Below are 22,898 nucleotides of genomic sequence, written 5' to 3'. Positions count from 1 at the left end.
CCCAGGCAGAATCGTTCTGACCTGGGGAAACGTGTATGTGTGCGGCGGTCTTCCGCACGCGCGCAGTATTGCAGGGTTGCTTGCGGGTGGATAGGAGGGGCAAGAGCGGTCGATACCATTCCGCGTGACCGAATCCCTGACCGAATCCGCCGAGAGCGCCGATGAGCCGGCGTCCCGTGGGCGAATATTCGCCGATCTGACCCCTTTGCGGACCTCGCCCGACTACCGGCGGCTCTGGTTCGGGAACACCGTGTCCTGGATCGGGCAGGGGATGACGGCGCTCGCGGTCTCGTTGCAGGTGTACGACCTGACCGGGTCGGCGTTCTCCGTGGGGCTCATCGGGGCGTGTTCGCTGGTGCCGCTCGTGGTGTTCGGGCTGTACGGCGGGGCCATCGCGGACACCGTGGACCGGCGGAAGCTGGGGCTGGTCAGTGCGTTCGGCTCGTTCCTGCTGTCGGTGGCGCTCGTCGGGGTGACCGTCGCCGGGGTCGAGCAGGTGGGGGTGTTGTACGGGGTCGTCGCGCTCCAGGCCGTCTGCTTCGCGCTCAACTCGCCCGCCCGCTCCTCGATGATCGCCCGGCTGCTGCCGGCCGAGCAGTTGCCCGCCGCCAACGCGCTGAACTCGATGACCAGCACCACCGGCACGCTCGTCGGGCCCATGCTCGGCGGCCTCATCGTCGGCTGGTGGGGCTACCGTGCCGCGTACGGGGTCGACGCCGTCACCTTCACGGCCTCCCTCTACGCGATGTGGCGGCTGCCCTCCATGCTGCCCGAGCGGGACGGCGCGGCGGACCGGAAGCGGGCCTCCGTCCTCGACGGGCTGCGGTTCCTCGGGACCCGGCCCAATCTGCGGATGACGTTCCTCAGCGACCTGTGCGCCATGGTGCTCGCCCAGCCCCGCGCGCTCTTCCCCGTCGTCGCCGTCCTCTGGTACGGGGGCGACGCGAAGACCACCGGGCTGCTCGTCGCCGCACCGGCGCTGGGGGCGCTCCTCGGCGGGGTGTTCTCCGGGTGGCTCGGCAGCGTCCGGCGGCACGGGCTCGCGGTCCTGGTCGCCGTCGCCTGCTGGGGCGCAGCCGTCGCCGTCTTCGGGCTCACCCGGCAGCTCTGGCTGGGGATCCTGTTCCTCGCGCTCGCCGGGGCCGCCGACACCACGTCCATGGTCTTCCGCAACACCATGCTCCAGGCGGCCGTGCCGGACGAGCTGCGCGGCCGGCTCCAGGGCGTCTTCATCGTGGTCGTGGCCGGCGGGCCCCGGCTGGGGGACTTCCTCGCCGGGTCCGCCGCCGACCTGACGTCCCCCGGTCTCGCCGTGACCGGGGGCGGGATCGCGTGTGCCGTCGCCGTGGGGCTGCTCGCGCTGCGGTGGCCCGCGTTCGCCCGCTACGACGCGCGCCACCCCGAGGCGTGAGAAGACCTACGCCTCCCGCTCCAGCTTCGGCATCTCGCCGGCCGTCGTACCGCTGTCGAACACCGAGAACGGCGCGCCCTGCGGGTCCGTGAGCGCGGCGAACCTGCCGAACGGGATGGTCATCGGGCCGAACCGCAGCGTCGCGCCCAGCGACTTCGCCTTCTCCACCGCCGCGTCGCAGTCGTCCACCGCGAAGTACACGTTGATGTACGCCGGGACCTCCGGCGGGAAGTCCTCCGTCATCCTCATGCGGCCCAGGACCGGGTCGGCGCCCAGGTCGTAGAGCGTGAAGTCGGCCCCGTCGTCCACCATGCGCTGCACGCCGTACCCGAAGACCGCCGGGAAGAAGGAGTCCGCCTTCTCCGGGGCGCGGGTGAAGACCTCGGCCCAGGTGAAGGCGCCGGTGACCATGCCGGCCTCGAAGCCCCGGTGGCTGCCGGGCTGCCAGACGCCGAAGGTCACCCCGCCCGGGTCGGTGGCCAGCACCATCGTGCCGAACTCGCCCACCCGCATCGGCTCCACCAGGACGGTGCCGCCGTTCTCACGGATCTTCGACGCGGTGGCGGCCGCGTCCGGCGAGGCCAGGTACAGGCACCAGCCGGTCGGCATCCCGCCCGGTCCCGGCGGCATCAGCGCGGCGACCGCCTTGCCGTCCACATGGGCCTGCGTGTAGTTGCCGTACTCCGGCAGCGAGTCGCCGAACGTCCAGCCCAGCAGCTCACCGTAAAAGCGCTTCGCGCCCTCCAGATCGGCGAACGTCGCATCGGCCCAGCACGGTGTGCCCTCGCTCATTTCTGCGGGCATCGTGGTCATCTCCTCGTACGAGTGAATGCCCCCTTGTTCACGCTAGCCAGCCTTCACGTCCCCTGCCCGTCGGCTCGCGGGCCCACGACCGAGCGGGCCACGCCCAGCTCCACCAGGTCCTGCGGGCGCAGCCGCAGTTGGCCGGCGGTTTCCCGGACCCGGTCCGGGGAGCGCTTCAGGATCGCGGCGGCGAGCTCGGGCGCGATGACCGAGAAGTAGCTGTCCGGGGTGACGTGGGTGTTGTCCGGCGCGGCCAGGGCCAGCGCCCCGCCCGAGCCGCCCTCGCCGATCACCAGCGTCGTGACCGGGACCCGGGCCGCCGCCACCGCCGCGAAGGCGTCCGCGATGGCCGCCCCCGCGCCCGCCCGCTCCGCCTCCGCGTCGTTGGCCGCGCCCGGAGTGTCGACCAGCGTGAGGACCGGGACGCCGAGGCGGTCGGCGAGCCGGACCACCCGGGCCGCCGTGCGGTAACCGGCCGGGCGCGTCGCCGTACCGCACTGCGCCACGTACGCCACCGCACGCCCCTCGCGCACCCCGAATCCGCACAGCAGCCCCGGGTCCGTGCCGCCGCAGCGGTCGCCGCTCAGCGGCAGGCGCGCGTCGAAGTAGGCGTCCAGATAGGCCCCGGCGCGCGGCCGGTCCGCCGCCCGTGCGCGGAGCACCGCGTCCCAGCCCGTCTCCGGCGGATCCGTCGCCGCGAGCGCCGCCGGGACCGGGGCGGGGGATGGGACGTCCCCGGCGGCGAGCAGGCCGAGCCAGCGGCCGACCGTGCCCGGCAGCTCCTCGGGCGCCACGACGGCGTCGACCGAACCGGCCGCGAGCTGGCCCTCGGCGGTGTACGCGGCGGGGTCGGCGTCCGCCGGACGCACCCGCGACCCGGCGAACCCGATCTGCGCCCCGGGCACCGCCAGGATCACGTCCGCGCCCGCGCCCAGCGTGGCCCAGCCGCCGCCGGTCGTCGGGTCGCGCAGGACCGCGAGCTGCGCCGGGCCCGCCGCCCGCAGCCGGGCCGAGGCACGGGCCACCCGCTGGAGCTGGGTCAGCGCGATCATGCCCTCCTGCATCCGGCTGCCGCCCGTGGCGACGAGCGAGACGAGCGGCAGCCGCCGGGTGATCGCCTCCTCGTACGCCGCTTCGAGCCGGTCCCCGGTGCGCTGCCCGAGCGACCCGCCCAGGAACCCGAACTCGAAGGAGAGCAGCACGCAGGGGTGTCCGCCGACCGTCGCGGTGCCGTGCACGACGGACTCCTGCTCGCCGGTACGCGCGGTGGCCCGGGCCCGTGATTCCGCGTAGCCGGTCCAGCCGAGCGGGCCGTCGCCGTCGGTGTCCCCGGCGGGGGCGGGCAGCTCCGTGAAGCCGTCGGTGAGCGCGGCGACGGCCTCGCGTGCCGTCAGCCGCTCAGCCATGGAGCGCCCGCTTCATGATCTTGCCCAGGTCGTTGCGCGGCAGCGCGTCCAGGTAGCGGACGGTGCGCGGCCGCTTGTGCGGGGCCAGCTGGGCGGCGACATGGTCCGCCAGCTCACCGGCGGTCGGTGGGGCGGCCGGGTCGGCGGGCACCACCCAGGCCACGATCCGCTCGCCCAGGTCCGCGTCGGGCTCGCCGGTGACCGCCGCCTCCCGCACACCGGGGTGGTCGAGCAGCGCGTTCTCGATCTCACCGGCGCCGATCTTGTAGCCGCCGCTCTTGATCAGGTCCGTGGCCTTGCGGCCGACGATGCGCACATAGCCGTCCGGGTCGAGCGTGGCCATGTCGCCCGTGCGGAACCAGCCGTCGGCGGTGAGCGCGGCGGCCGTCGCGTCGGGCCGGTTCAGATAGCCGGTGAACAGGTTCGGGCCGCGCACCTGGATCTCGCCGATCGCGTCCGCGCCGGTGAGCGGGGTGCCGTCCTCCTCGACCAGGCGCAGCTCCACCCCGCGCAGGGGCGGGCCGACGGTGCCGGGGCGCGGGGCCCCGTCGGCCCGTACGCCCGTGTTCATCAGGGTCTCCGTCATGCCGTACCGCTCGATGACCCGGCGCCCGGTCGCCGCCGCGATGCGCTCGTGGTCGTGGACCGGCAGCGCGGCCGACCCGGAGACCAGCAGCCGGGCGCCCGCGAGGGCCTTCGCGAGCCCGGCCGACGCGTCCGGGTCCGCCAGGGCTTCGGCGAGCCGGTGGTACATGGTCGGTACGCCGAACAGCATCGTGGCGCCCGCGCCCAGCTCCCGGGCCACGCCCTCCGGCGAGAACCGGCCCAGATGGCGCACCGAGCCGCCCCGGCGCAGGGGGCCCAGGACGCCGAGGATCAGCCCGTGCACATGGAACAGGGGGAGCGCGTGCACCAGGACGTCATCAGCGGTCCACCCCCAGGCGTCCTCCAGCGCGTCCAGCGACGCGGCGAGCGCCCGGCGGGGGAGGACGGCGCCCTTCGGCGGGCCGGTCGTCCCGGAGGTGTACACGACGAGCGCGGGGGACTCCGGGTCCGGTTCCGGGAGGGCGGCGGCGGGCGCGGGGTCCGGGGGCGCGGTGGTGACGTCCAGGCGCGCCAGTCCGGCCAGGGCGGGCGGGAGCACGTCGTCGGGCGCGGCGAGGACCAGGGAGGGCGCGCTGTCGGCCACGATGTGCGCCAGCTCCCGTTCCCCGGTCTTCGGGTTCAGCGGGACGGCCGGTACCCCGGCCCGGAGCGCGGCGACCACCGCGACGACGGTGTGCGCGGTCGGGGTGGCCCAGACGGCGACCCGGTCCGCGCCGGTGAGGCGGGCCGCCAGGGCGTCGGTGACCCGGGCCAGCTCGGAGTGGGTGAGGGTGACGTCGTCGAACCGGACGGCCTCGCGGGCGGCTGCCGGACCGGACACGTCCTGGAGTGCGGGCAGAAGTGGCATCACCCTGCGCACCCTAGATCGGCACGCCCACCCCGGCCCCCGGACCGTCACGAATGAGGCCCGCCTCACGCCCCGGCGCGCACCGCCCGCCTCACGCCCCGGCGCGCGCCCGCGCCCCTCACCCGTCCCGCTGCACGTTCCGCATGCGCCCGTACGCGTACACACAGCCCGCCAGCGCCAGATCGGACAGGAGCATGAAGCCGATCGAGTACGAGTCCTTCGCGCTGTAGATCGCGCCCATCACCAGCGGCGGCACGAACCCGCCGAGCCCGCCCATCGCGCCGACGATGCCGGTCACGCTGCCCACCTTCGCCTGCGGGGTGACCTGCGAGACCAGCGCGAAGACACTGCCGCTCGCCGTGCCCAGACCCGCCGCCATGACCAGCAGCGCGATCGTGCCGGTCGGGTCGAGCCGAGGGTCGAACGCCTGGACGATCGCCATCAGGGCGGCCACCCCGAGCGCCACGGAGGTGACCAGCGCCGGGTGGATCCGGTCCGAGAGCCAGCCGCCGATCGGCCGGAAGATGACCGTGACCAGGGCGAACCCGGCCGCCTTCGTGCCCGCGTCGGTCGGCGTCAGCTCGTACCACGTCTTGAGGTACGTCGGCAGGTACACGCCGAACGCCACGATGCCGCCGAAGCCGATCGCGTACAGCGCGGACAGCTCCCAGGTGACCCGCAGCCGGCCCGCCGAGCCCAGCCGGTGCGCCAGCGAGTCCGTAGGGACCTTGCGGCCCGGGTGGTCGTTGATGAGCAGCCCGGCGAGCGCCGCGTACACCACGAGGGCGCCGGCGACCACGAGGAACGGCAGGTTGTCGCCGTGCTTGGCGATGCGCGGTGTGAAGTAGCCGGACAGCGCGACGCCGCCCATGCCCATGCCGAAGACGCCGAGCGCGAGACCGCGTTTGGCGGGCGGGAACCACGAGTTGACCAGCGGAATGCCGATCGCGAACGTCGTGCCGCCGATCCCCAGCAGGAACCCCACGGCGAGCATGGCGCCGTACGAGTTCTTCGCCGGGATCAGCAGCAGCACCGGCAGGATGGTCAGCGCCGAGGTCAGCGGGAACAGGAGCCGCGCCCCGAACTTGTCGGTCAGCGCGCCCACCGGGATCCGGCCCAGCGAGCCGACCAGCACGGGCACCGCCACCAGCAGCGACTGCTGGAACGAGCTCAGGCCGAGGCGGTCCTTGTAGTCCCCCGACATCGGCGCGATCAGGTTCCACGCCCAGAAGGTGAGCGTGAAGCCGATCGTGGCCATGATCAGATTCCGGTACGCGGCCGGGCCCGGCGCGTCCACGGGTACGGGTGACTGCTTCGCGGCTGTGTCCACACCGTCAGTCAAGGACGGCCACGGGCCGTGGGCCCGTCGGCCTGCTCCGTACGGGGGACGCCTCCCCGTTCTTCGCATATGCGCCGAAACTGCCACAATGGGGACCATGGATCGTCTGGACAGGGAAATCCTCGGTGTCCTCCAGGAGGACGCCCGGATCTCGTACCGCGACCTGGGCGTACGGGTCGGACTCAGCGCCAACGCGGCGGCCGACCGGGTCCGGCGGCTGCGCAAGGACGGCGTCATCCGCGGCTTCACGGTGATCGTGGACCCGGCCGCCGACACCCGCACCGGGCTCGTCGTCTTCATCGACGTCACCCTGCGGATGGACACCACCAACGAGACGTTCGAACGGGCCGTGCTGACCCTGCCCGGCATCACCGAGGTCGTGCACGTGACGGGCGGCCACGACTATCTCGTACGCGCCACCGCCGCCGACACCGCGGCGCTCGACACCCTCCTGCGCCGCCTCAAGCGCGAGGCGGGCGTCGCGCACTCGAACACCAGGGTCGCCCTGCGGGCCGCGCCGGGCCCGTGACGTCCGGCGCCCTCACAGCGGCGCCTCCCAGGTCACCGTCTCCGCCCGCGCACCGTCCGGCTCGTGCCCGTCGTCCGCCACCGTGAGGCGGACCGCGCCCCGCCCGTCCGGCAGGGTGGCCGTCGCGTCCACCTCCACCTCGATCGCCGAGACCCCGGCCCGCCGGTGCGCCGCCGCCAGCGCGCCCCGCAGCGCCGCGAGCAGCCGCCCGGCGACCGGCTCCGCCACCAGCGCGTCGACCGTCCCGGCGAACCGCACCGACGGCTGGAAGCCGAGCACCGCCGCCGCGCCCCCGGTCTCCCGGAGCACCTGGCCCCGGAAGGTGGTGGGGGCCTCGGCGGGCGGCTGCTGGAGCGCGAAGATGGCCGTCCGCACCTCCTGGATCGTGGAGTCCAGCTCGTCCACGGCCGTCCCGAGCAGCTCGCCCGTCTCCCCGGCACCGGCCCTGCGGCGCGTCGACTCCAGCATCATCTCGGTGGCGAACAGCCGCTGGACGACCAGATCGTGCAGGTCCCGCGCGATCCGGTCGCGGTCCTCGTACACCGCCAGCCGCTCCCGGTCCTGCTGCGAGTCCGCCAGCACCAGCGCCAGCGCGGCCTGCGAGGCGAACTGGGCGGCCAGCAGCCGGTCCACGCCGGTGTACGGGCGGGCTCCGCGCCGCCGGGGCAGGGCGAGCGTCCCGATGAGCCGGCCCCCGCTCTGCAGCGGCAGCATCATGCTCGGCCCGAACCGCGACCGTACCGGCGTCGTCATCCGGGGATCGGTCGCCGAGTCCTCGATGAACACGGGCTCGCCCCCGAGCAGCTGCTCCAGGACGGGGGAGCCGGGGGCGATCGCCGTGCCCACGAGACCGGCCGGGTCCTCGTGCGTCGAGGCGACCACGATCTCCATCCCGCCCGCGTCGGTGGGCTGGAGGATCACCCCGGCCGAGGCGTCGCTGAGCAGCCGCGCCCGCTCCGCCACCGTCGTCAGCGCGTCGGCCGGGTTCGCTCCGGTGAGCAGGGTGTTGGTGACGGCCGCCGCGCCCTCGATCCAGCGTTCCCGCTGACGGGCGCTCTCGTACAGCCGGGCGTTGCCGATCGCGATGCCCGCCTGCGCGGAGAGGACCTTCAGCAGTCCCGAGTCGGTCTCCGTGAAGTGCCCGGTGTGCTTCTCGGCGAGATAGATGTTGCCGAAGACCTCGTGGTGGACCCGGATCGGGGCGCCGAGGAACGAGCGCATCGGGGGATGCCCGGGCGGGATGCCGGTGGCGCGCGGATCGGCCGGCAGGTCGTCGGAGCGCAGCGGGCCCGGCGCGTCCACGAGCGCGCCGAGCAGGCCCGTGTGCCCGTCCGGGAAGTCACCGATCGCCGCCTGCTCGGCCTCGGTCATCCCGCACACGTATAGCTCGCGGATGGTGCCGCGCGCGGGGTCCAGTACGCCCAGCGCCCCGTACCGGGCGTCGGTCAGGGCGGTCGCGGTGTCGATGATCTGCTGGAGCGTCGCCCGGAGTTCGAGGTCCGAGCCGACGCTCAGCACGGCTTCGAGGAGCCGGGGCAGCAGCGGCGACCTGGGCAGGCCTCGGTCCGTCATCCCGCCGCTCCCGCCCGGGTCAGCTCGCCAGCGGGTCGAGCACCAGGGGGCTGATCTCGCCCTCCATCATGGCGCCCAGACCGAGGATCGAGCAGGTGTCGGGCCGCTCCGCGATGTGCACCGGCACGCCGGTCGCGTCGCGCAGCATCTGGTCGAGGCCGGGCAGCAGGGCGCTCCCGCCGACCATCGTGATCCCGCAGTCGGCGAGGTCGGCGACCAGGTCGGGCGGGCAGTCCCGCAGCACCTTGCCGACGCCGTCCAGGACGGCGGTGAGCGGGCGGTGGATCGCCTGCCGGATCGCGGCGGTGTCGACCTGGACGGACCGGGCGAGGCCGGTGGCGACGTCGCGGCCGTGGATCTCGGTGACCGAGGGGCCCTGCGTGGTCAGCCCGTTGCCGTGCAGGGCGAGCTGGAGGGGGCGCACGGACTGGCTCGGCAGCATCAGTTCGTGGTGCTGGCGCAGGTGCTGGATGACCGCGTGGTCGATGGCGTCGCCGCCGACCGGGAGGCGGACCGCCGTCACGATCGAGCCGAGCGAGAGCACCGCGATCTGCGTCGTCGCGGCGCCGCACACCATGATCATGGTCGCGGTCGGCTGCTCGACCGGCAGCCCGCAGCCGACGGCCGCCGCGATCAGGGTGTCGACGAGCTCCACCCGGCGGGCGCCGAGGCCGACCAGGGTCTCCACGGAGGCCCGGCGTGCCAGCGGGTCGCTGTCGTGCGGGGTGCAGGCGGCGGCGCGCAGCCAGGGCTTGCGGCGCAGCTGGCGCCGGAGCTTCTCGCCGAGCAGGTGGCGCAGCATGCGCTGGGCCATCTCGATGTCCACGACGGTCCCGCCGGACACGGGCCGGGCCACCCGGATGTAGTCCGGGGTGCGGCCCGTCATCTGCTCGGCGAGCGCGCCCACGGCGATCAGTGAGCCGGTACGGGTGTTGACGGCGGCGACACTCGGCTCGTCCACGACGAGGCCGGGCCCCTTGACGTACACCCGGGTGCGGGCGGCCCCCAGGTCGACGGCGACATGGCAACGGCGCAACTGCTCAAGGCTGACGGTCACGGCGGGTTCCTCCCGAGAGCGTTGAGGGCGACCGACGAACAGCCGGCTCACCTGAAAGCCTGCGCCGTTCGGGGACGCGCCGCCCGCTGGGCTGGTCCGGAGGAGGGACAACCTGACGGCGTGTCGAGCGCGCCACGCGCACGAAGCGCGCGGCACCGTACGAACCCGCCGCCCGGCGGACGCCCGCGGCTCCGCTGCCCACCGGGCAGGACTCGGCCCGCCCGCCCGTTCCCAGCCCGCGCGGCAAACCCGGCCCGTCCGGCGCTTGAGGACGCCCGGACGGCAAGGCCAACGAGCCCGCCGGCGATTGAGGCGCCCTCAGCCCCCCGGAACCACCCGCTGCAACAACCCCCACGTGAACTCCACGACACACGCCCCCGCCCCGGACCCCACCCCCAGCGCGAACCGTGTCGGCGCGCTCCCCTCCATCGGCCGGGCCGGGGCGAAGGCCCGGGCGACCTCGTCCACCGTGCACGACCACGGCACCAGGTCGTCCACCGTGCGGAGCACCGGCGCGGCGGCGCCCCGCGCCCGTACCAGCCACTCGTTCCACACCGCCCCGCCCGGCGCCACCATCACCTCGAACCGCAGGTCGGGCCAGAGCGGCACCGGCCACAGCAGCACGTCGCACTCCAGGTCACCGATGACCCGGCGCCCCGTCGACTCCGGCTCGCCGAGCACCGACCGGTAGCGCCGCAGCGAGCCCCGCCCGCGTGGCGCCCGGACCATGGCCTGCCAGCGCCGGTTCGCCTCCCGCATCTCCGCGAGCGTCGCGCTCAACTCGTGCCGGGCGTCCTCCACCAGATCCGGCTGGTGGTCCGCCATCCGGCGCAACAGGACGAGCTGGAACTCACGGGGCCCGAAGGGGGCGGAAGCGCTCATGACCCCCATCGTGCCCGCCGCCGCTCAGGCGCTCAGCATCCGCCGCAGCAGATCCCGCAGCACCGTCCGGTCCGCCGCGGGCAGCCCCGCCAGCGGCTCCCGCGCGAAGTCCAGCGCGTCCCGCAGTTGCGCGGCCGTCGCCGCGCCCCGCTCGGTCGGCGCGGCCAGCTTCACCCGGCGGTCGGCCGGGTCGGGCCGCCGTTCCACCAGGCCACGCGCCTCCAGCCGGTCCACGATCCCGGTCACGTTGGACGGCTCGCACTTCAGCTTCTGGGCGATCCGGCGCATGGGCAGCGGCTCGACGGACAGCAGTCCCAGGACCCGGGCCTGCGCGCCGGTGAGGCTGTGCGCGGCGGCGGCCTGGTCGTACTCCTCGTAATAACGCGCGACGACGCTGCCGATGAGCTCGATGACTTCGAGAGTCAGGGGATCTGTGCGCGAGGTGGCCATGACACCCAGGATACCCAGTTGCTTGACAACATGAAATATCCAGGAGCATGGTTGTTTCAGGTGGTGAAGCTTTTCGCCGCCCAGCCACCGAGACACACAGACACCGAAACACCTAGACACCCGCACCCCCACACCGAGGAGACCCCGAGCCCATGTCTGCAGCTCTTCCCGCGTCCGGCCGCGAATGGCACCTCACGGCCCGCCCGCACGGCTGGCCGAAGGCCGAGGACTTCGCGCTGCGTGAGGCCCCGGTCGCCGCCCCCGCCGAGGGCCGGGTCCTCGTGCGCAACCTGCACTTCTCCGTCGACCCGTACATGCGCGGCCGGATGAACGACGTGAAGTCGTACACCCCGCCGTTCAAGCTCGACCACCCCATGGACGGCGGCGCCGTCGGCGAGGTCGTCGCCTCGAACGCCGAGGGCTTCCAGGTCGGCGACCACGTCCTGCACGGCCTCGGCTGGCGCGAGTACGCGAGCGTCCCGGCCCAGCACGCCGTGAAGGTCGACGGCTCGCTCGCCCCGCTCTCCGCCTATCTCGGCGTGCTCGGCATGCCCGGGCTCACCGCCTACGCCGGCCTGTTCGACGTGGCGTCCTTCAAGGAGGGCGACGCGGTCTTCGTCTCCGGCGCGGCCGGTGCGGTCGGCAGCCAGGTCGGCCAGATGGCGAAGATCAAGGGCGCGTCCCGGGTCATCGGCTCCGCCGGCTCCGACGAGAAGGTCAAGCTCCTCACCGAGGAGTACGGCTTCGACGCCGCGTTCAACTACAAGAACGGCCCGGTCAAGGAGCAGCTCGCGGCGGCCGCCCCCGACGGCATCGACGTCTACTTCGACAACGTCGGCGGCGAGCACCTGGAGGCCGCGCTCTCCTCGTTCAACGTGCACGGCCGCGCCACCATCTGCGGCATGATCGCCCAGTACAACGCCACCGAGCCCACCCCCGCCCCGCGCAACCTCGCGCTGGTCATCGGCAAGCGGCTGCGCCTCCAGGGCATGCTGGTCGGCGACCACGCCGACCTCCAGCAGCAGTTCGTCCAGGACGTGGCCGGCTGGCTGGCCTCGGGCGAGCTGAAGTACCGCGAGACAGTCGTCGAGGGCATCGAGAACGGCGTCGACGCCTTCCTCGGTCTGCTCCGCGGCGAGAACACCGGGAAGATGATCGTCTCCCTCGGCTGAACCGCCGTTCCCCGTACCCGTTAGGCTCAACCCCAGGCCGTCGCGATCGTGGGCGCGAGTCGCGGCGCATCAGCAGGAGGAATGCTCAGCATGACCATTCAGGACATCGCCGTCGCGTACACCGCCGTCGCCACCGCCGAGAACGGCCGTGACGGCCGCGTGGCCTCGGACGACGGCAAGCTCGACGTCGTCGTCAACCCGCCGAAGGAGATGGGCGGCAGCGGCGCCGGCACCAACCCGGAGCAGCTCTTCGCCGCCGGTTACAGCGCGTGCTTCCAGGGCGCGCTGGGCGTCGTGGCCCGCCAGGAGAAGGCCGACATCTCCGGCTCCACGGTGACCGCGGCGGTCTCCATCGGCAAGACCGAGGCCGGCGGCTTCGGCCTGGAGGTCGCCATCACCGCGACCATCCCGAACGTCGACAAGGCGACCGCGCAGGCGCTCATCGAGAAGGCCCACCAGGTCTGCCCGTACTCGAACGCCACGCGCGGCAACATCAAGGTGGAGCTCGCGGTCGCCTGACCCCCCCGCACCACTGAACCGAGCCCCGTCCCGGGTCCCGCTAGGCTGACGCCATGCGTGATCTCGGGGCGGGGCTCGGTTTTCTGATCAAGGGCCAGCGCTGGGTCCTCGGCCACGGCAAGTGGTTCGGCATAGGACTGCTGCCCGGTCTGATCACCCTCGTGCTGTACGCGGGCGCCCTCGTCGGCCTCGGCTACGGCGCCGACGACCTGGTGGCCTGGTCGACGCCGTTCGCCGACGACTGGTCCTCGCCCTGGCTGGGCCTGCTGCGCAACACCCTGACCGTGCTGGTCTTCGTCCTCGGCCTGTTCCTGGCCGTGATCACCTTCACCGCCGTGACCCTGCTGGTCGGGCAGCCCTTCTACGAGTCGCTGTCCGAGGAGGTCGAGCGCACCGAGGGCGGCACGGTCCCCGAATCCGGACTGCCGCTCTGGCGGGAGCTGTGGATCTCCGCCCGCGACAGCGTGCGCATCCTGGTGCGGGTCGGGCTGTACGCGATCCTGCTCTTCGCCCTCGGATTCGTGCCCGTGGCCGGGCAGACCGTCGTCCCCGTCCTCGGCTTCTGCGTCACCGGATACTTCCTGGCCGAGGAGCTGACCGCCGTCGCGCTCCAGCGCCGGGGCATGGTGCTGAAGGACCGCCTCGCCCTGCTGCGCGGCCACCGCCTGCGCACCCTCGGCTTCGGCGTACCGCTGGGGCTGGCCTTCATGCTGCCGTTCGTCGCCGTGTTCCTCATGCCCGGGGCCGTCGCGGGGGCGACCCTGCTGGCGCGGAGCCTGGTGGACGACGAGGACACGGACGAGGACCCGGACGGCGCGGGCAAGGGCGAGACGGCCGCCGAGGGCTGAGCCGCCCCCGCTCAGCGCACCGAGAACCCGTACACCGTCGTGGACGTGAACTCCTCGCCCGGCCGCAGCACCGTGCTCGGGAACTCCGGGCGGTTCGGCGAGTCCGGGAAGTGCTGGGTCTCCAGGGCGATCCCGGCGCGCGGGCCGAACGGCCGCCCGTCGAAGTGGTCCGCCGTGTACAGCTGGAGCCCGGGCTCCGTCGTCGTCACCGTCAGCACGCGCCCGGACCCCTCGTCGTACAGCTCCGCCGCCGGGGCCGTGCCGTCGAGCACGAAGTTGTGGTCGTACTCCTTGGACACCGGCCGGGGCTCGCGGAAGTCGAAGCGCGTGCCCTCCACCGGCAGGATCTCACCGGTCGGCAGCGACTCCGCGTCCACCGGGGTGACCGCCCCGGCCGCGATCCGCAGCCGCTGACCGAGGGCGCTGCCGCTGTCGGCGCCCGCGAGGTTCCAGTAGGTGTGGTTCGTCAGGTTCAGCACGGTCGGCGCGTCCGTCACCGCCCGGTACGCGATGCGCAGCGCCCCGTCCTCGTCCAGCGTGTACGCCGCCTTCAGCTCGACGCGGCCCGGGAAGCCCTCCTCGCCGTCCGGCGAGACGAGGGACAGCTCCACCCCGTCCGGGACCGCCCGCGCGTCCCACACCCGCTTGCCGAAGCCGCACGCCCCGCCGTGCAGATGATTGCGGCCCTCGTTGCGCGTGAGGTGGTGCGTACGGCCGTCCAGCTCGAAGGACGCCCCGCCGATCCGGTTCGCGTACCGGCCGACGAGCGCGCCGAAGTACGGCCCGGCGTACTCCTGGTACGAGGCCAGGTCCGGCAGCCCGAGCGCGATCCCGTCCCGTACGCCGTCCCGGTCCGGCACCTCGGCCGACTGCACGATCCCGCCGTACGTCAGGACGCGCACCCGCGTGCCGCCCCGCTCCAGCGTCCAGCGGTGCACCGCGGTGCCGTCCGCCAGGGTGCCGAAGTGCTCCGTACCGATCACCGTGCCCGAACCCGTCTGCATGATCAGCGACTCTACGCGGGCGGCCGGACCGCCGTGACGTTGCGGTAGGCGATCTCGGCGAGCCTGGCCTGTCCGTTGCGGCCGGGGTGGAACCAGTCCCACTGGCTGAGCTGCTTGCCGGTGAACCGGTAGTCGAACACCGCCCCGCCGTCGTACCGGCAGCGCCGGTCCTTCGCGCACACCTCGCGCAGCACCTCGTTGTACGCCACGACCCGCTCCTGGACCGCGGTGCGCCGGGCCACCGCCGCCGCGCCCATGTCGTCCGCGTCGGACAGCATCGACTTGCAGATGCCCAGCTTCCAGATCTGCTTGCCCAGCGGATTGCCGCGCCCCTGCGACCACAGCCGCTTCAGGTCCGGCACGCTCGACACGTACACCTGCGCCTTCGGCGCCCCGGCCCGCAGCTCGCGCAACGACGTGTCGAACGACCTCCGGAAGTCCGCCACCGGGGTCATCGACCGCACCGAGTCCCGGCAGGCGTCGTTGGCGCCGATCATCACGGTCACCAGATCCGGGTCCTCGTCCGCCGCCAGCGCCATCTGCTCCGGCAGTTGCGCCATCCGGGCGCCCGTCACCGCGTGGTTCCAGCTGTGGTCCACCGCGCCGGACGCGCCCAGGAGCCGCACCGCCAGGCTGCGGACCGAGCTGTCCGTGCCGGTCGACCAGGAGACCTCCGGGCAGTCGGCCAGCACCGAACAAGCGTCGAAGCCGCGCGTGATGGAGTCCCCGACCGCCGCGATCGACTTCGGGCGCGGGTCCCAGACCGGGCCCGCCGCCGGGGACGGACGGCGCTCGGCCGCCGAGCCCTTCGTCGTCCCGTCGGACCCCGAGCCGCAGCCGGCCAGCGCCGCCGAGCCGAGGCAGGCCAGAGCGGCCAGCCCCGCCAGTGCGGTGCGCGAGCGGTGCCGTACGGACCGATCCGGCATTGCCTGGTCTCCTCCTGTTCGTGCCCCGCCGCTCCGCCGGGTGAAGACTGAGCGAAGAAGGGCCCCGGGACCGACGGTACGTCACACCTCCGGTACCGGGGCGCGGTAGCTTTTCCCCGTCGAACCAGTGGCTTTCGCGGCTCCCGGCTCCACTCGGGTGGCATCCGAACATCACACCGCGTCACATACTGTCGCTTTTCCGGAGAATAACTCCCGATGCTGTTTACTGATGACAGGCCGCTGGGGAAGGCGAACCTCGTCCCACACTGGAGGTCCCGGTGACGACACGTGGAGTCCTGTACGTTCACTCCGCACCGCGCGCGCTCTGCCCACACGTCGAATGGGCGGTGGCGGGAGTCCTCGGCGGGCGGGTGCAGCTCGACTGGATCAGACAGCCGGCCGCGCCGGGCACCTGGCGCTCCGAATTCTCCTGGCAGGCACGGCCCGGCACGGCGTCCAAGCTGGCGTCCGCGCTGCGCGGCTGGGACCTGCTGCGCTTCGAGGTGACGGCGGAGCCGTCGCCCACGGCGGAGGGCGAGCGCTACAGCTCGACGCCCGCACTGGGCATCTTCCACGCCGTCACCGGCATGCACGGCGACATCCTGGTCCCCGAGGACCGCCTCCGCGCCGCGCTGGCCCGCTCCGCGGGCGGTGAGACCGACCTCGCGGCGGAGGTCGCCAAGCTCCTGGGCAAGCCCTGGGACGACGAACTGGAGTCCTTCCGCCACGCGGGCGAAGGCGCGCCCGTCCGCTGGCTCCACCAGGTCGTATAACCGGGGCAAATCAAGCCCCTCCGGCGATTGAGGAGCGGGGAACCGGGGGCAGAGCCCCCGACACCACGACGAAGCCCGCACCCCCACACGAGGGGCACGGGCTTCACGCTCAAGCGACGCGCTTCGCGCGTCAGACGCTGCGGAACGCCAGCACCACGTTGTGGCCGCCGAAGCCGAACGAGTTGTTGATCGCCGCGATCGGCCCCTCCGGCAGCGCCCGCGGCGCGTCCCGGACGATGTCCGCGTCGATCGACTCGTCCAGGTTGTCCACGTTGATCGTCGGCGGAGCCATCCGGTGGTGCAGCGCCAGGACCGTCGCCACGGTCTCGATGCCGCCCGCACCGCCGAGCAGGTGCCCCGTCATCGACTTCGTCGCGGAGATCGCGACGTGGTCCAGGTCCTCGCCCAGCACCGCGCGCAGCGCCTTGACCTCCGCGAGGTCACCCTGCGGGGTGGACGTCGCGTGGGCGTTCAGGTGGGCGATCTCCGACGGCTTGAGGTCCGTCTGGTCCAGCAGATTCTGCATCGCCGCGGCGATACCGCGACCGGTCGGCTCCGGCTGCGCGATGTGGTGGGCGTCGGCCGAGAGACCCTGGCCCAGCACCTCGCAGTAGACCCGGGCGCCACGCTTCGCGGCGTGCTCCGCGGACTCCAGGACGACGACACCGGCACCCTCGCCGAGGACGAAGCCGTCGCGGGCCACGTCGTACGGGCGGGAAGCCTTCTCCGGCTCGTCGTTGCTCTTCGACATCGCCATCATGTTGGCGAACGCGGCGATCGGCAGTGGGTGGATCGCCGCCTCGGTGCCGCCGGCGAGGACCACGTCGGCGCGGCCGGTGCGGATCATCTCGACGGCGTACCCGATCGCCTCGGCACCCGAGGCGCAGGCGGAGACCGGGGTGTGGACGCCCGCCTGGGCGTTCACCTCGATGCCCACGTTCGCGGCCGGGCCGTTGGGCATGAGCATGGGCACGGTGTGCGGGGAGACGCGGCGTACGCCCTTCTCCTTCAGCACGTCGTACTGGTCGAGCAGGGTGATCACGCCGCCGATGCCGGAGGCGATCACCGAACCCAGCCGCTCGGGCTGGATCGTTTCGTCCTCACCGGCCTTGCCGGTGAAGCCCGCGTCCGCCCACGCCTCACGCGCCGCGATCAGCGCGAACTGCGCCGAGCGGTCGAGCCGGCGGGCGAGCGGACGGGGCAGGACATCAGCGGGATCGACGGCCGCCAGGGCCGCGATCCGGACAGGCAGTTCGGCGAAACGTTCGCCCTCGAGAGGCTTGACGCCGGAACGCCCGGCCATCAGACCTTCCCAGGTCGATGCGGAATCGCCACCCAGCGGAGTGGTTGCGCCGATACCGGTGACGACCACGGTGCGATTGGTCGAGTTCACTGGAAAATCTTCTCCACGTGTAGGGGGTCGTGAATCAGCGGCGCCACCGCCGGGTGGCGACACACGAACCGGCTGGATCAGTCCTGGTGCTTGAGGATGTAGTCCGCGGCGTCGCCGACGGTCTTGAGGTTCTTGACGTCCTCGTCGGGGATCTTCACGTCGAAGCGCTCCTCGGCGGCGACGACGACCTCGACCATGGACAGCGAGTCGACGTCCAGGTCGTCCGTGAAGGACTTGTCCAGCTGGACGTCCTCGGTCGGGATCCCGGCGATCTCGTTGACGATCTCGGCGAGACCTTCGACGATCTCTTCCTGCGTGGCGGCCATTTCGGCGCTCCTTCGATGTATTTCTGCTGGGTTCGGGCGTCCGGGCGAAAAGCCCGGTGTGCCTAGGGGAGAGTAACGACCGTCGCGGCGTAGACGAGACCCGCCCCGAAGCCGATGACGAGCGCGGTGTCGCCGCTCTTGGCCTGACCGGTCGCCAGGAGCCGCTCCATGGCGAGCGGGATCGAGGCGGCGGAGGTGTTGCCGGTGGTCTCCACGTCACGGGCGACCATGACGCTCTCCGGCAGCTTCAGCGTCTTCACCATCGAATCGATGATCCGCATGTTGGCCTGGTGCGGAATGAAGACGTCCAGGTCTTCCGGGGCGATCCCGGCCGCGTCCAGCGCCTGCTGGGCGACCTTCGCCATCTCGAAGACGGCCCAGCGGAAGACCGCCTGGCCTTCCTGCGTGATGGCGGGGAACTTGATCTCGCCGCGGTCGTTGAGGGGCAGGTTCGTGACGTCGCCGACCTGGAAGTCGTTCCACGCCACGGTCTGCTTGATCGTCTCGGACTTGTCGCCCTCGGAGCCCCAGACGGTCGGGCCTATGGCGGGCACCTTGGAGGGGCCGACGATGACCGCTCCGGCGCCGTCGCCGAACAGGAAGGCCGTGGCCCGGTCCGTCAGGTCGGTGAGGTCGCTCAGCCGCTCGACGCCGATGACGAGCACGTACTCCGCGGAGCCCTCGACGATCATGCCCTTGGCCAGGGTCAGCCCGTAGCCGAAGCCCGCGCAGCCGGCCGAGATGTCGAAGGCGGCGGGCTTGCCGGCGCCGACCTTGTGGGCGATCTCGGTCGCGATGGCCGGGGTCTGCTTGAAGTGCGAGACGGTGGAGACGATGACCGCGCCGATCTGCTCCGGGGCGATCCCGGCGTCGGCGATGGCCTTGCCGGACGCCTCGACCGACATCGCGGCCACGGTCTCCTCCTCGGAGGCCCAGTGGCGGGTCGCGATGCCGGAGCGGGAGCGGATCCACTCGTCGGAGGAGTCGATCGTCTCCAGGATGACCTCGTTGGGCACCACCCGGGTCGGGCGGTAGCCGCCGACGCCCATGATCCGCGCGTACGGAGCGCCCTGGCTGGGCTTGATCTTCGACATGCTCTCGGGCTCCTTAGGCGCCCGCGTGCTCAGCGATGAGCGCGCGGGCCGCGTCGAGGTCGTCGGGGGTCTTGAGCGCGAGGGTCGGGACGCCGGGCAGCGCCCGCTTGGCCAGGCCCGTGAGCGTGCCGCCGGGGCAGACCTCGATGAGGGCGGTGACGCCCATCGCCTTGAAGGTCTCCATGCACAGGTCCCAGCGGACCGGGTTGGCGACCTGGCCGACGAGCCGGGTGATGACCTCGTGGCCGGTGGCGACGGTCTTGCCGTCGGCGTTCGAGACGTACGTCACCGAGGGGTCGGAGACGTCCAGGTCCCCGGCCGCCGCGCGCAGCCGCTCGACGGCGGGCGCCATGTGGTGCGTGTGGAAGGCGCCGGCCACCTTCAGGGGCACCACGCGGCGCACACCCTCCGGCTTGTCCTCGGTGAGCGCGGCGATCTGCGCGGCGGTGCCCGCGGCGACGATCTGGCCGGCCCCGTTGACGTTCGCCGGGGTCAGCCCGAGCTTCTCCAGGTGGACCACCGTGACCTCGGGGTCGCCGCCGAGCAGCGCCGCCATCCCGGTCTCGGTGACCGCGGCGGCGTCGGCCATGGCGAGCCCACGCGTACGGACGAAGCGGAGCGCGGCCTCCTCGCCGATGACACCGGCGAACGAGGCGGCGGTGATCTCACCGACGCTGTGGCCGGCGACGGCGTCCGGGGAGGCGTCGAGCGCGGCGGCCGACAGCAGACCGGCGGCGACCAGCAGCGGCTGGGCCACCGCGGTGTCGCGGATCTCCTCCGCGTCCGCCTCGGTGCCGTAGCGCAGGAGGTCGAGCCCGATGGCGTCGGACCAGGCCGCGATGCGGTCGGTGGCACCGGGGAGGTCGAGCCAGGGAGTCAGGAAGCCGGGCGTCTGAGCGCCTTGGCCGGGAGCGACGAGTACGAGCACCCTCACACTCTCTCTTGTGAACGGTCCGGAACACCCGTGGGGACAGGGACGAAGAACCGTAGGGGGAATTGTTGATGTCCGACAAAAGTCTAGGACTGCGTATCCCGGTCGGCCAGACGCCCCAGGATCAGGGCGATTCGCAGAGTGAACGCCGAGCGCACATCGGAAGGTGACCAGCCGGTGACGTCTGTCACACGTCGAAGCCGGTAGCGCACGGTGTTGGGATGCACGAAGAGCATCCGGGCCGCGCCCTCCAGGCTGCTCGCCTGTTCCAGATACACACTCAGCGTTTCCAGGAGCGCGGAGCCCGCCTCTTCCAGCGGTCTGTAGATCTCCTCCACCAACTGCTCGCGCGCGGCGGGGTCGCCCGCCATCGCGCGCTCCGGCAGCAGATCGTCCGCGAGCACCGGCCTCGGCGCGTCCTGCCAGGCGCCGCACGCCTTCAGTCCGGCGGCCGCGGCCTGCGCGGACCGGGTCGCGGCCAGCAGGTCCGCCACCACGGGCCCGGCCACAACGGGGCCCGCCGCGTACGGCCCGATCAGGGCCTTCGCGACCTGGAGCGGGTTGTCGCTGCCGCCCGCGATCACGACGAGGCGGTTGCCGAGCACCCCCGTGAGGACCTGGAGCTTGGCGTGCCGGGCGGCGCGCCGGATCGCCTCCACGGTCAGCTCGCTGTCCCCGTCCGGGGCGGTGCCGAGCAGCACGCAGACGTGCTCGGGGGAGTTCCAGCCGAGGGCGGCGGCCCGGGAGACGGCGCCCTCGTCGGCCTCGCCGGACAGCACCGCGTTCACCACGAGCGATTCGAGCCGGGCGTCCCAGGCACCCCGGGCCTCGGCCGCCTGCGCGTACACCTGGGCGGTCGCGAACGCGATCTCGCGGGCGTAGACGAGCAGCGCCTCCCGCAGCACCGATTCGTCGCCGGGGGCGGCGACCTCGTCGATCGCGGCCTCCATGACCTCGATTGTGGTCCGCACCATCTCGACGGTCTGCCGCAGCGTGATCGCCCGGGTCAGCTCGCGCGGGGCGGTCCCGAAGACATCGGTCGAGATCGCCTGCGGGGTCTCCGGATGCCGGAACCACTCGGTGAACGCGGCGATACCGGCCTGGGCGACCAGGCCGATCCAGGACCGGTTCTCCGGGGGCATCGCCCGGTACCACGGCAGCGACTCGTCCATGCGGGCGATCGCGTTCGCGGCCAGCCGGCCGGAGGACTGCTCGAGCCGCTTCAGGGTCGCGGCATGGAGATGGGCGTCGTTCGCAGCGGGCTGCTCAGGATCGGGTCGGGGCACGGACACAAGACTGCCTTATCGGGACGGACGGGCGGAGGGCCGGGGCCGGTGGCGGGCCGGTTCGGTGTCCGGCGGGGGCTCCGCGGGGGGAGGCGGGCTACCGTGGACGGGTGATTTCCGTACACCGCGCGGGCGACCGGTTCGAGGGCGGGGACGCGGCGGCCGGCATCGCCTCCCGGCACGCGTTCTCCTTCGGCACCTTCTACGACCCCGACAACCTCCGCTTCGGGCCGGTCCTGGCCTGCAACGAGGAGCGGCTCGCGCCCGGCGCGGGCTTCGAGGAGCACCCGCACAGCCATACGGAGATCGTCACCTGGGTCGTCGAGGGCGAGCTGACGCACCGCGACTCGGCCGGTCACGCCACGGTGGTCAGGCCCGGCGACGTCCAGCACCTCAGCGCCGCCTCCGGCGTCCGCCACGTCGAACGCAACGACGGCGAGAGTCCGCTGACGTTCCTTCAGATGTGGCTGGCGCCCCTGGAGCCCGGCGGCGAGCCCTCGTACACGACCGTCCCGGGCATCGCCGACTCCACCCCGTACGCCCTCCCCGAGGCGGGCGCCATGCTGCACGTGCGGCGCCTCGCGGAGGGCGAGCGCGCGGCGGTCCCCGACGCCCCCCGGGCGTACGCGCATGTGGTGCGCGGCACGGTGCGCGTCGGCGGCGAGGAGCTGACGGCGGGCGACGCGGCCCGGATCACCGGGGAGACGGGGCTCGAACTGGTCGCCGCGGACACGGCCGAGGTGCTGGTCTGGGAGTTGGGCGCCTGACCGGCACCCCGGCCACCGGCTCCGCGTCAGCGGGCGTGGTGCCGGTCGAACTGCTGCCGCGGGATCTCACTCAGCCGCACCGCCGACGGACGCCGACGGCTCCGGCCGCTGCTCCGGCCGGGAAACGCGTTGCGCCGCGCGGGCACCTTCGGGGCCAGGGCCACGAAGGCGAGCGGGGCGAGGACTGCGACGAGGATCAGCACGATGACGACGTTCATGTTCCTGCCTTTCGTCCGGCACTGATGGTCTGTCACTACATGTCGTAACCGGAAATCGGCCCCGTAAACACGAGGGGTGACGGAGATCGCGGCTGCGGGGCCCGCTACCGCCGCCACATCGACCACATCGGCGGCCCCGACCGGAACGTCATCTCCTCGCGGACCTCGAAGCCGTGGCGGCGGTAGAACGTGAGGTTGCGGCTGTTGCTCGACTCCAGGAAGACCGGGCGGCCGTCCGCGTCCGCCCGTTCCAGCAGGCCGCCGAGGACCACCGAGCCGCGTCCCGTACCGCGTGCGTCGGCGTGGGTGCCGATGTACTCGACGTACCAGTGCGCGGGGCGGGCCGGATGCCGGTGCTCCAGGGCGAGCAACCGGCCTGCGGTACGGGGGAGTTGCGCCCGGCTCGCCCGCAGCAGCGTGCCCGCGTTGCGCAGCAGGTAGCTCGCCGGGAGCTTCCAGGCGCCGGGCTCCGCCCAGACCGCTGCCACCGTGCGTTCGCCGTCCGTCCACACCCGCCCCGCCGGGACCTGCTGCGCCAGGTGCGCGGCGAACAACAGCCGCAGCCGCCGGTCCCGGTCCCGGGGCATCAGCCAGGACCAGACCGGGTCCTCGGCGTACGCGCTGGCCAGGACGCCCGCGAGCGCGGGGACGTCGGACGCGGTGGCGCGGACTATGTCGTCGGTCATGGGCGGGGAGCGTAGCGGCCGTCCGTGACCGGCGGCCAGGGTCGCGGCAAGA

24 protein-coding genes are annotated in these 22,898 nt (G+C 72.9%); 7 read left to right on the top strand and 17 right to left on the bottom strand.

What is annotated here, in order from left to right:
• Positions 1-124: 124 nt before the first annotated feature.
• A complete protein-coding gene (locus OHS17_RS10275) occupies positions 125-1,411 on the top strand; it encodes an MFS transporter (protein WP_383166026.1) in 1,287 nt (428 codons plus the stop codon).
• Positions 1,412-1,417: 6 nt separating this feature from the next.
• Here the strand turns inward: OHS17_RS10275 and OHS17_RS10270 are convergent, their stop codons facing one another.
• The 4 genes from OHS17_RS10270 to OHS17_RS10255 all read right to left on the bottom strand — a co-directional run bounded on the left by OHS17_RS10270 (position 1,418) and on the right by OHS17_RS10255 (position 6,404).
• Entirely contained in the window at positions 1,418-2,224 is an 807-nt protein-coding gene (locus OHS17_RS10270; RefSeq protein ID WP_330311921.1) for a VOC family protein, read from the bottom strand.
• A gap of 44 nt (positions 2,225-2,268) precedes the next feature.
• Positions 2,269-3,621, bottom strand: a complete 1,353-nt coding sequence (locus tag OHS17_RS10265) for a carboxyl transferase domain-containing protein (RefSeq protein ID WP_330311920.1) — start codon at positions 3,619-3,621, stop codon at positions 2,269-2,271.
• Positions 3,614-5,074 (bottom strand): acyl-CoA synthetase, encoded by a 1,461-nt coding sequence (locus OHS17_RS10260; RefSeq protein WP_330315209.1) that lies wholly within the window; start codon positions 5,072-5,074, stop codon positions 3,614-3,616. Before OHS17_RS10260 ends, OHS17_RS10265 begins: the two co-directional genes overlap by 8 nt.
• A gap of 118 nt (positions 5,075-5,192) precedes the next feature.
• Complete coding sequence (locus OHS17_RS10255) at positions 5,193-6,404, bottom strand: nitrate/nitrite transporter (protein WP_330311919.1); 1,212 nt, start codon at positions 6,402-6,404, stop codon at positions 5,193-5,195.
• 106 nt (positions 6,405-6,510) lie between these two features.
• Between OHS17_RS10255 and OHS17_RS10250 the strand changes: the two genes are divergently transcribed.
• Positions 6,511-6,942, top strand: coding sequence for an Lrp/AsnC family transcriptional regulator (locus tag OHS17_RS10250; protein ID WP_026171549.1), 432 nt, complete (start codon positions 6,511-6,513; stop codon positions 6,940-6,942).
• 12 nt (positions 6,943-6,954) lie between these two features.
• Here the strand turns inward: OHS17_RS10250 and OHS17_RS10245 are convergent, their stop codons facing one another.
• From OHS17_RS10245 to OHS17_RS10230, 4 genes are all read right to left on the bottom strand, one after another.
• On the bottom strand, positions 6,955-8,514 hold the full coding sequence (locus OHS17_RS10245; RefSeq protein WP_330311918.1) for a GAF domain-containing sensor histidine kinase: 1,560 nt from the start codon (positions 8,512-8,514) through the stop codon (positions 6,955-6,957).
• A 19-nt stretch (positions 8,515-8,533) separates the two neighbouring features.
• The gene (locus OHS17_RS10240) at positions 8,534-9,571 is read right to left on the bottom strand and encodes a rod shape-determining protein (protein ID WP_330311917.1); all 1,038 of its coding nucleotides are present in this window, start codon (positions 9,569-9,571) and stop codon (positions 8,534-8,536) included.
• A gap of 318 nt (positions 9,572-9,889) precedes the next feature.
• The gene (locus OHS17_RS10235; protein ID WP_383166014.1) at positions 9,890-10,453 is read right to left on the bottom strand and encodes a hypothetical protein; all 564 of its coding nucleotides are present in this window, start codon (positions 10,451-10,453) and stop codon (positions 9,890-9,892) included.
• 24 nt (positions 10,454-10,477) lie between these two features.
• On the bottom strand, positions 10,478-10,903 hold the full coding sequence (locus OHS17_RS10230) for a MarR family winged helix-turn-helix transcriptional regulator (protein WP_018103317.1): 426 nt from the start codon (positions 10,901-10,903) through the stop codon (positions 10,478-10,480).
• A 152-nt stretch (positions 10,904-11,055) separates the two neighbouring features.
• On the opposite strand from OHS17_RS10230, the gene OHS17_RS10225 reads away from it, so the two are divergent.
• The 3 genes from OHS17_RS10225 (at position 11,056) to OHS17_RS10215 (ending at position 13,442) form a co-directional block, all read left to right on the top strand.
• Entirely contained in the window at positions 11,056-12,075 is a 1,020-nt protein-coding gene (locus OHS17_RS10225) for an NADP-dependent oxidoreductase (protein WP_330311915.1), read from the top strand.
• A 90-nt stretch (positions 12,076-12,165) separates the two neighbouring features.
• Positions 12,166-12,594: an organic hydroperoxide resistance protein gene (locus OHS17_RS10220; RefSeq protein ID WP_143615782.1), complete on the top strand. Its 429-nt coding sequence runs from the start codon at positions 12,166-12,168 to the stop codon at positions 12,592-12,594.
• 53 nt (positions 12,595-12,647) lie between these two features.
• Positions 12,648-13,442 carry an EI24 domain-containing protein gene (locus OHS17_RS10215; protein ID WP_330311914.1) on the top strand — a complete coding sequence of 265 codons (795 nt, stop codon included), beginning with the start codon at positions 12,648-12,650 and terminating at the stop codon, positions 13,440-13,442.
• Between the two features lie 11 nt (positions 13,443-13,453).
• Here the strand turns inward: OHS17_RS10215 and OHS17_RS10210 are convergent, their stop codons facing one another.
• Positions 13,454-14,446 (bottom strand): aldose epimerase family protein, encoded by a 993-nt coding sequence (locus tag OHS17_RS10210; RefSeq protein ID WP_330311913.1) that lies wholly within the window; start codon positions 14,444-14,446, stop codon positions 13,454-13,456.
• Between the two features lie 11 nt (positions 14,447-14,457).
• Positions 14,458-15,372, bottom strand: coding sequence for an SGNH/GDSL hydrolase family protein (locus OHS17_RS10205; RefSeq protein WP_330311912.1), 915 nt, complete (start codon positions 15,370-15,372; stop codon positions 14,458-14,460).
• A 278-nt stretch (positions 15,373-15,650) separates the two neighbouring features.
• On the opposite strand from OHS17_RS10205, the gene OHS17_RS10200 reads away from it, so the two are divergent.
• Positions 15,651-16,145, top strand: a complete 495-nt coding sequence (locus OHS17_RS10200; protein WP_026171550.1) for a DUF3145 domain-containing protein — start codon at positions 15,651-15,653, stop codon at positions 16,143-16,145.
• 130 nt (positions 16,146-16,275) lie between these two features.
• Here OHS17_RS10200 and fabF read toward each other — a convergent pair whose 3' ends face one another.
• From fabF to OHS17_RS10175, 5 genes are all read right to left on the bottom strand, one after another.
• Positions 16,276-17,538: a beta-ketoacyl-ACP synthase II gene (fabF, locus tag OHS17_RS10195; protein WP_026171551.1), complete on the bottom strand. Its 1,263-nt coding sequence runs from the start codon at positions 17,536-17,538 to the stop codon at positions 16,276-16,278.
• 77 nt (positions 17,539-17,615) lie between these two features.
• Positions 17,616-17,864 carry an acyl carrier protein gene (locus OHS17_RS10190; protein ID WP_018103325.1) on the bottom strand — a complete coding sequence of 83 codons (249 nt, stop codon included), beginning with the start codon at positions 17,862-17,864 and terminating at the stop codon, positions 17,616-17,618.
• Positions 17,865-17,926: 62 nt separating this feature from the next.
• Positions 17,927-18,958, bottom strand: a complete 1,032-nt coding sequence (locus OHS17_RS10185) for a ketoacyl-ACP synthase III (protein ID WP_330311911.1) — start codon at positions 18,956-18,958, stop codon at positions 17,927-17,929.
• A gap of 13 nt (positions 18,959-18,971) precedes the next feature.
• Positions 18,972-19,886, bottom strand: a complete 915-nt coding sequence (locus OHS17_RS10180; RefSeq protein ID WP_330311910.1) for an ACP S-malonyltransferase — start codon at positions 19,884-19,886, stop codon at positions 18,972-18,974.
• A gap of 89 nt (positions 19,887-19,975) precedes the next feature.
• On the bottom strand, positions 19,976-21,175 hold the full coding sequence (locus OHS17_RS10175) for a PucR family transcriptional regulator (RefSeq protein ID WP_026171552.1): 1,200 nt from the start codon (positions 21,173-21,175) through the stop codon (positions 19,976-19,978).
• A 110-nt stretch (positions 21,176-21,285) separates the two neighbouring features.
• Between OHS17_RS10175 and OHS17_RS10170 the strand changes: the two genes are divergently transcribed.
• Positions 21,286-21,942 (top strand): pirin family protein, encoded by a 657-nt coding sequence (locus OHS17_RS10170; protein WP_330311909.1) that lies wholly within the window; start codon positions 21,286-21,288, stop codon positions 21,940-21,942.
• A 26-nt stretch (positions 21,943-21,968) separates the two neighbouring features.
• On the opposite strand, the gene OHS17_RS10165 is transcribed toward OHS17_RS10170, so the two are convergent.
• Both OHS17_RS10165 and OHS17_RS10160 read right to left on the bottom strand, forming a co-directional pair.
• The gene (locus OHS17_RS10165; RefSeq protein ID WP_161208140.1) at positions 21,969-22,160 is read right to left on the bottom strand and encodes a hypothetical protein; all 192 of its coding nucleotides are present in this window, start codon (positions 22,158-22,160) and stop codon (positions 21,969-21,971) included.
• Between the two features lie 104 nt (positions 22,161-22,264).
• Positions 22,265-22,846 (bottom strand): GNAT family N-acetyltransferase, encoded by a 582-nt coding sequence (locus tag OHS17_RS10160; RefSeq protein ID WP_330311908.1) that lies wholly within the window; start codon positions 22,844-22,846, stop codon positions 22,265-22,267.
• Positions 22,847-22,898: the final 52 nt, after the last annotated feature.

Source organism: Streptomyces sp. NBC_00523, from assembly GCF_036346615.1.
In the GTDB taxonomy this organism is placed as follows: domain Bacteria; phylum Actinomycetota; class Actinomycetes; order Streptomycetales; family Streptomycetaceae; genus Streptomyces.
This window is presented reverse-complemented; position numbering and strand designations above follow the sequence as displayed.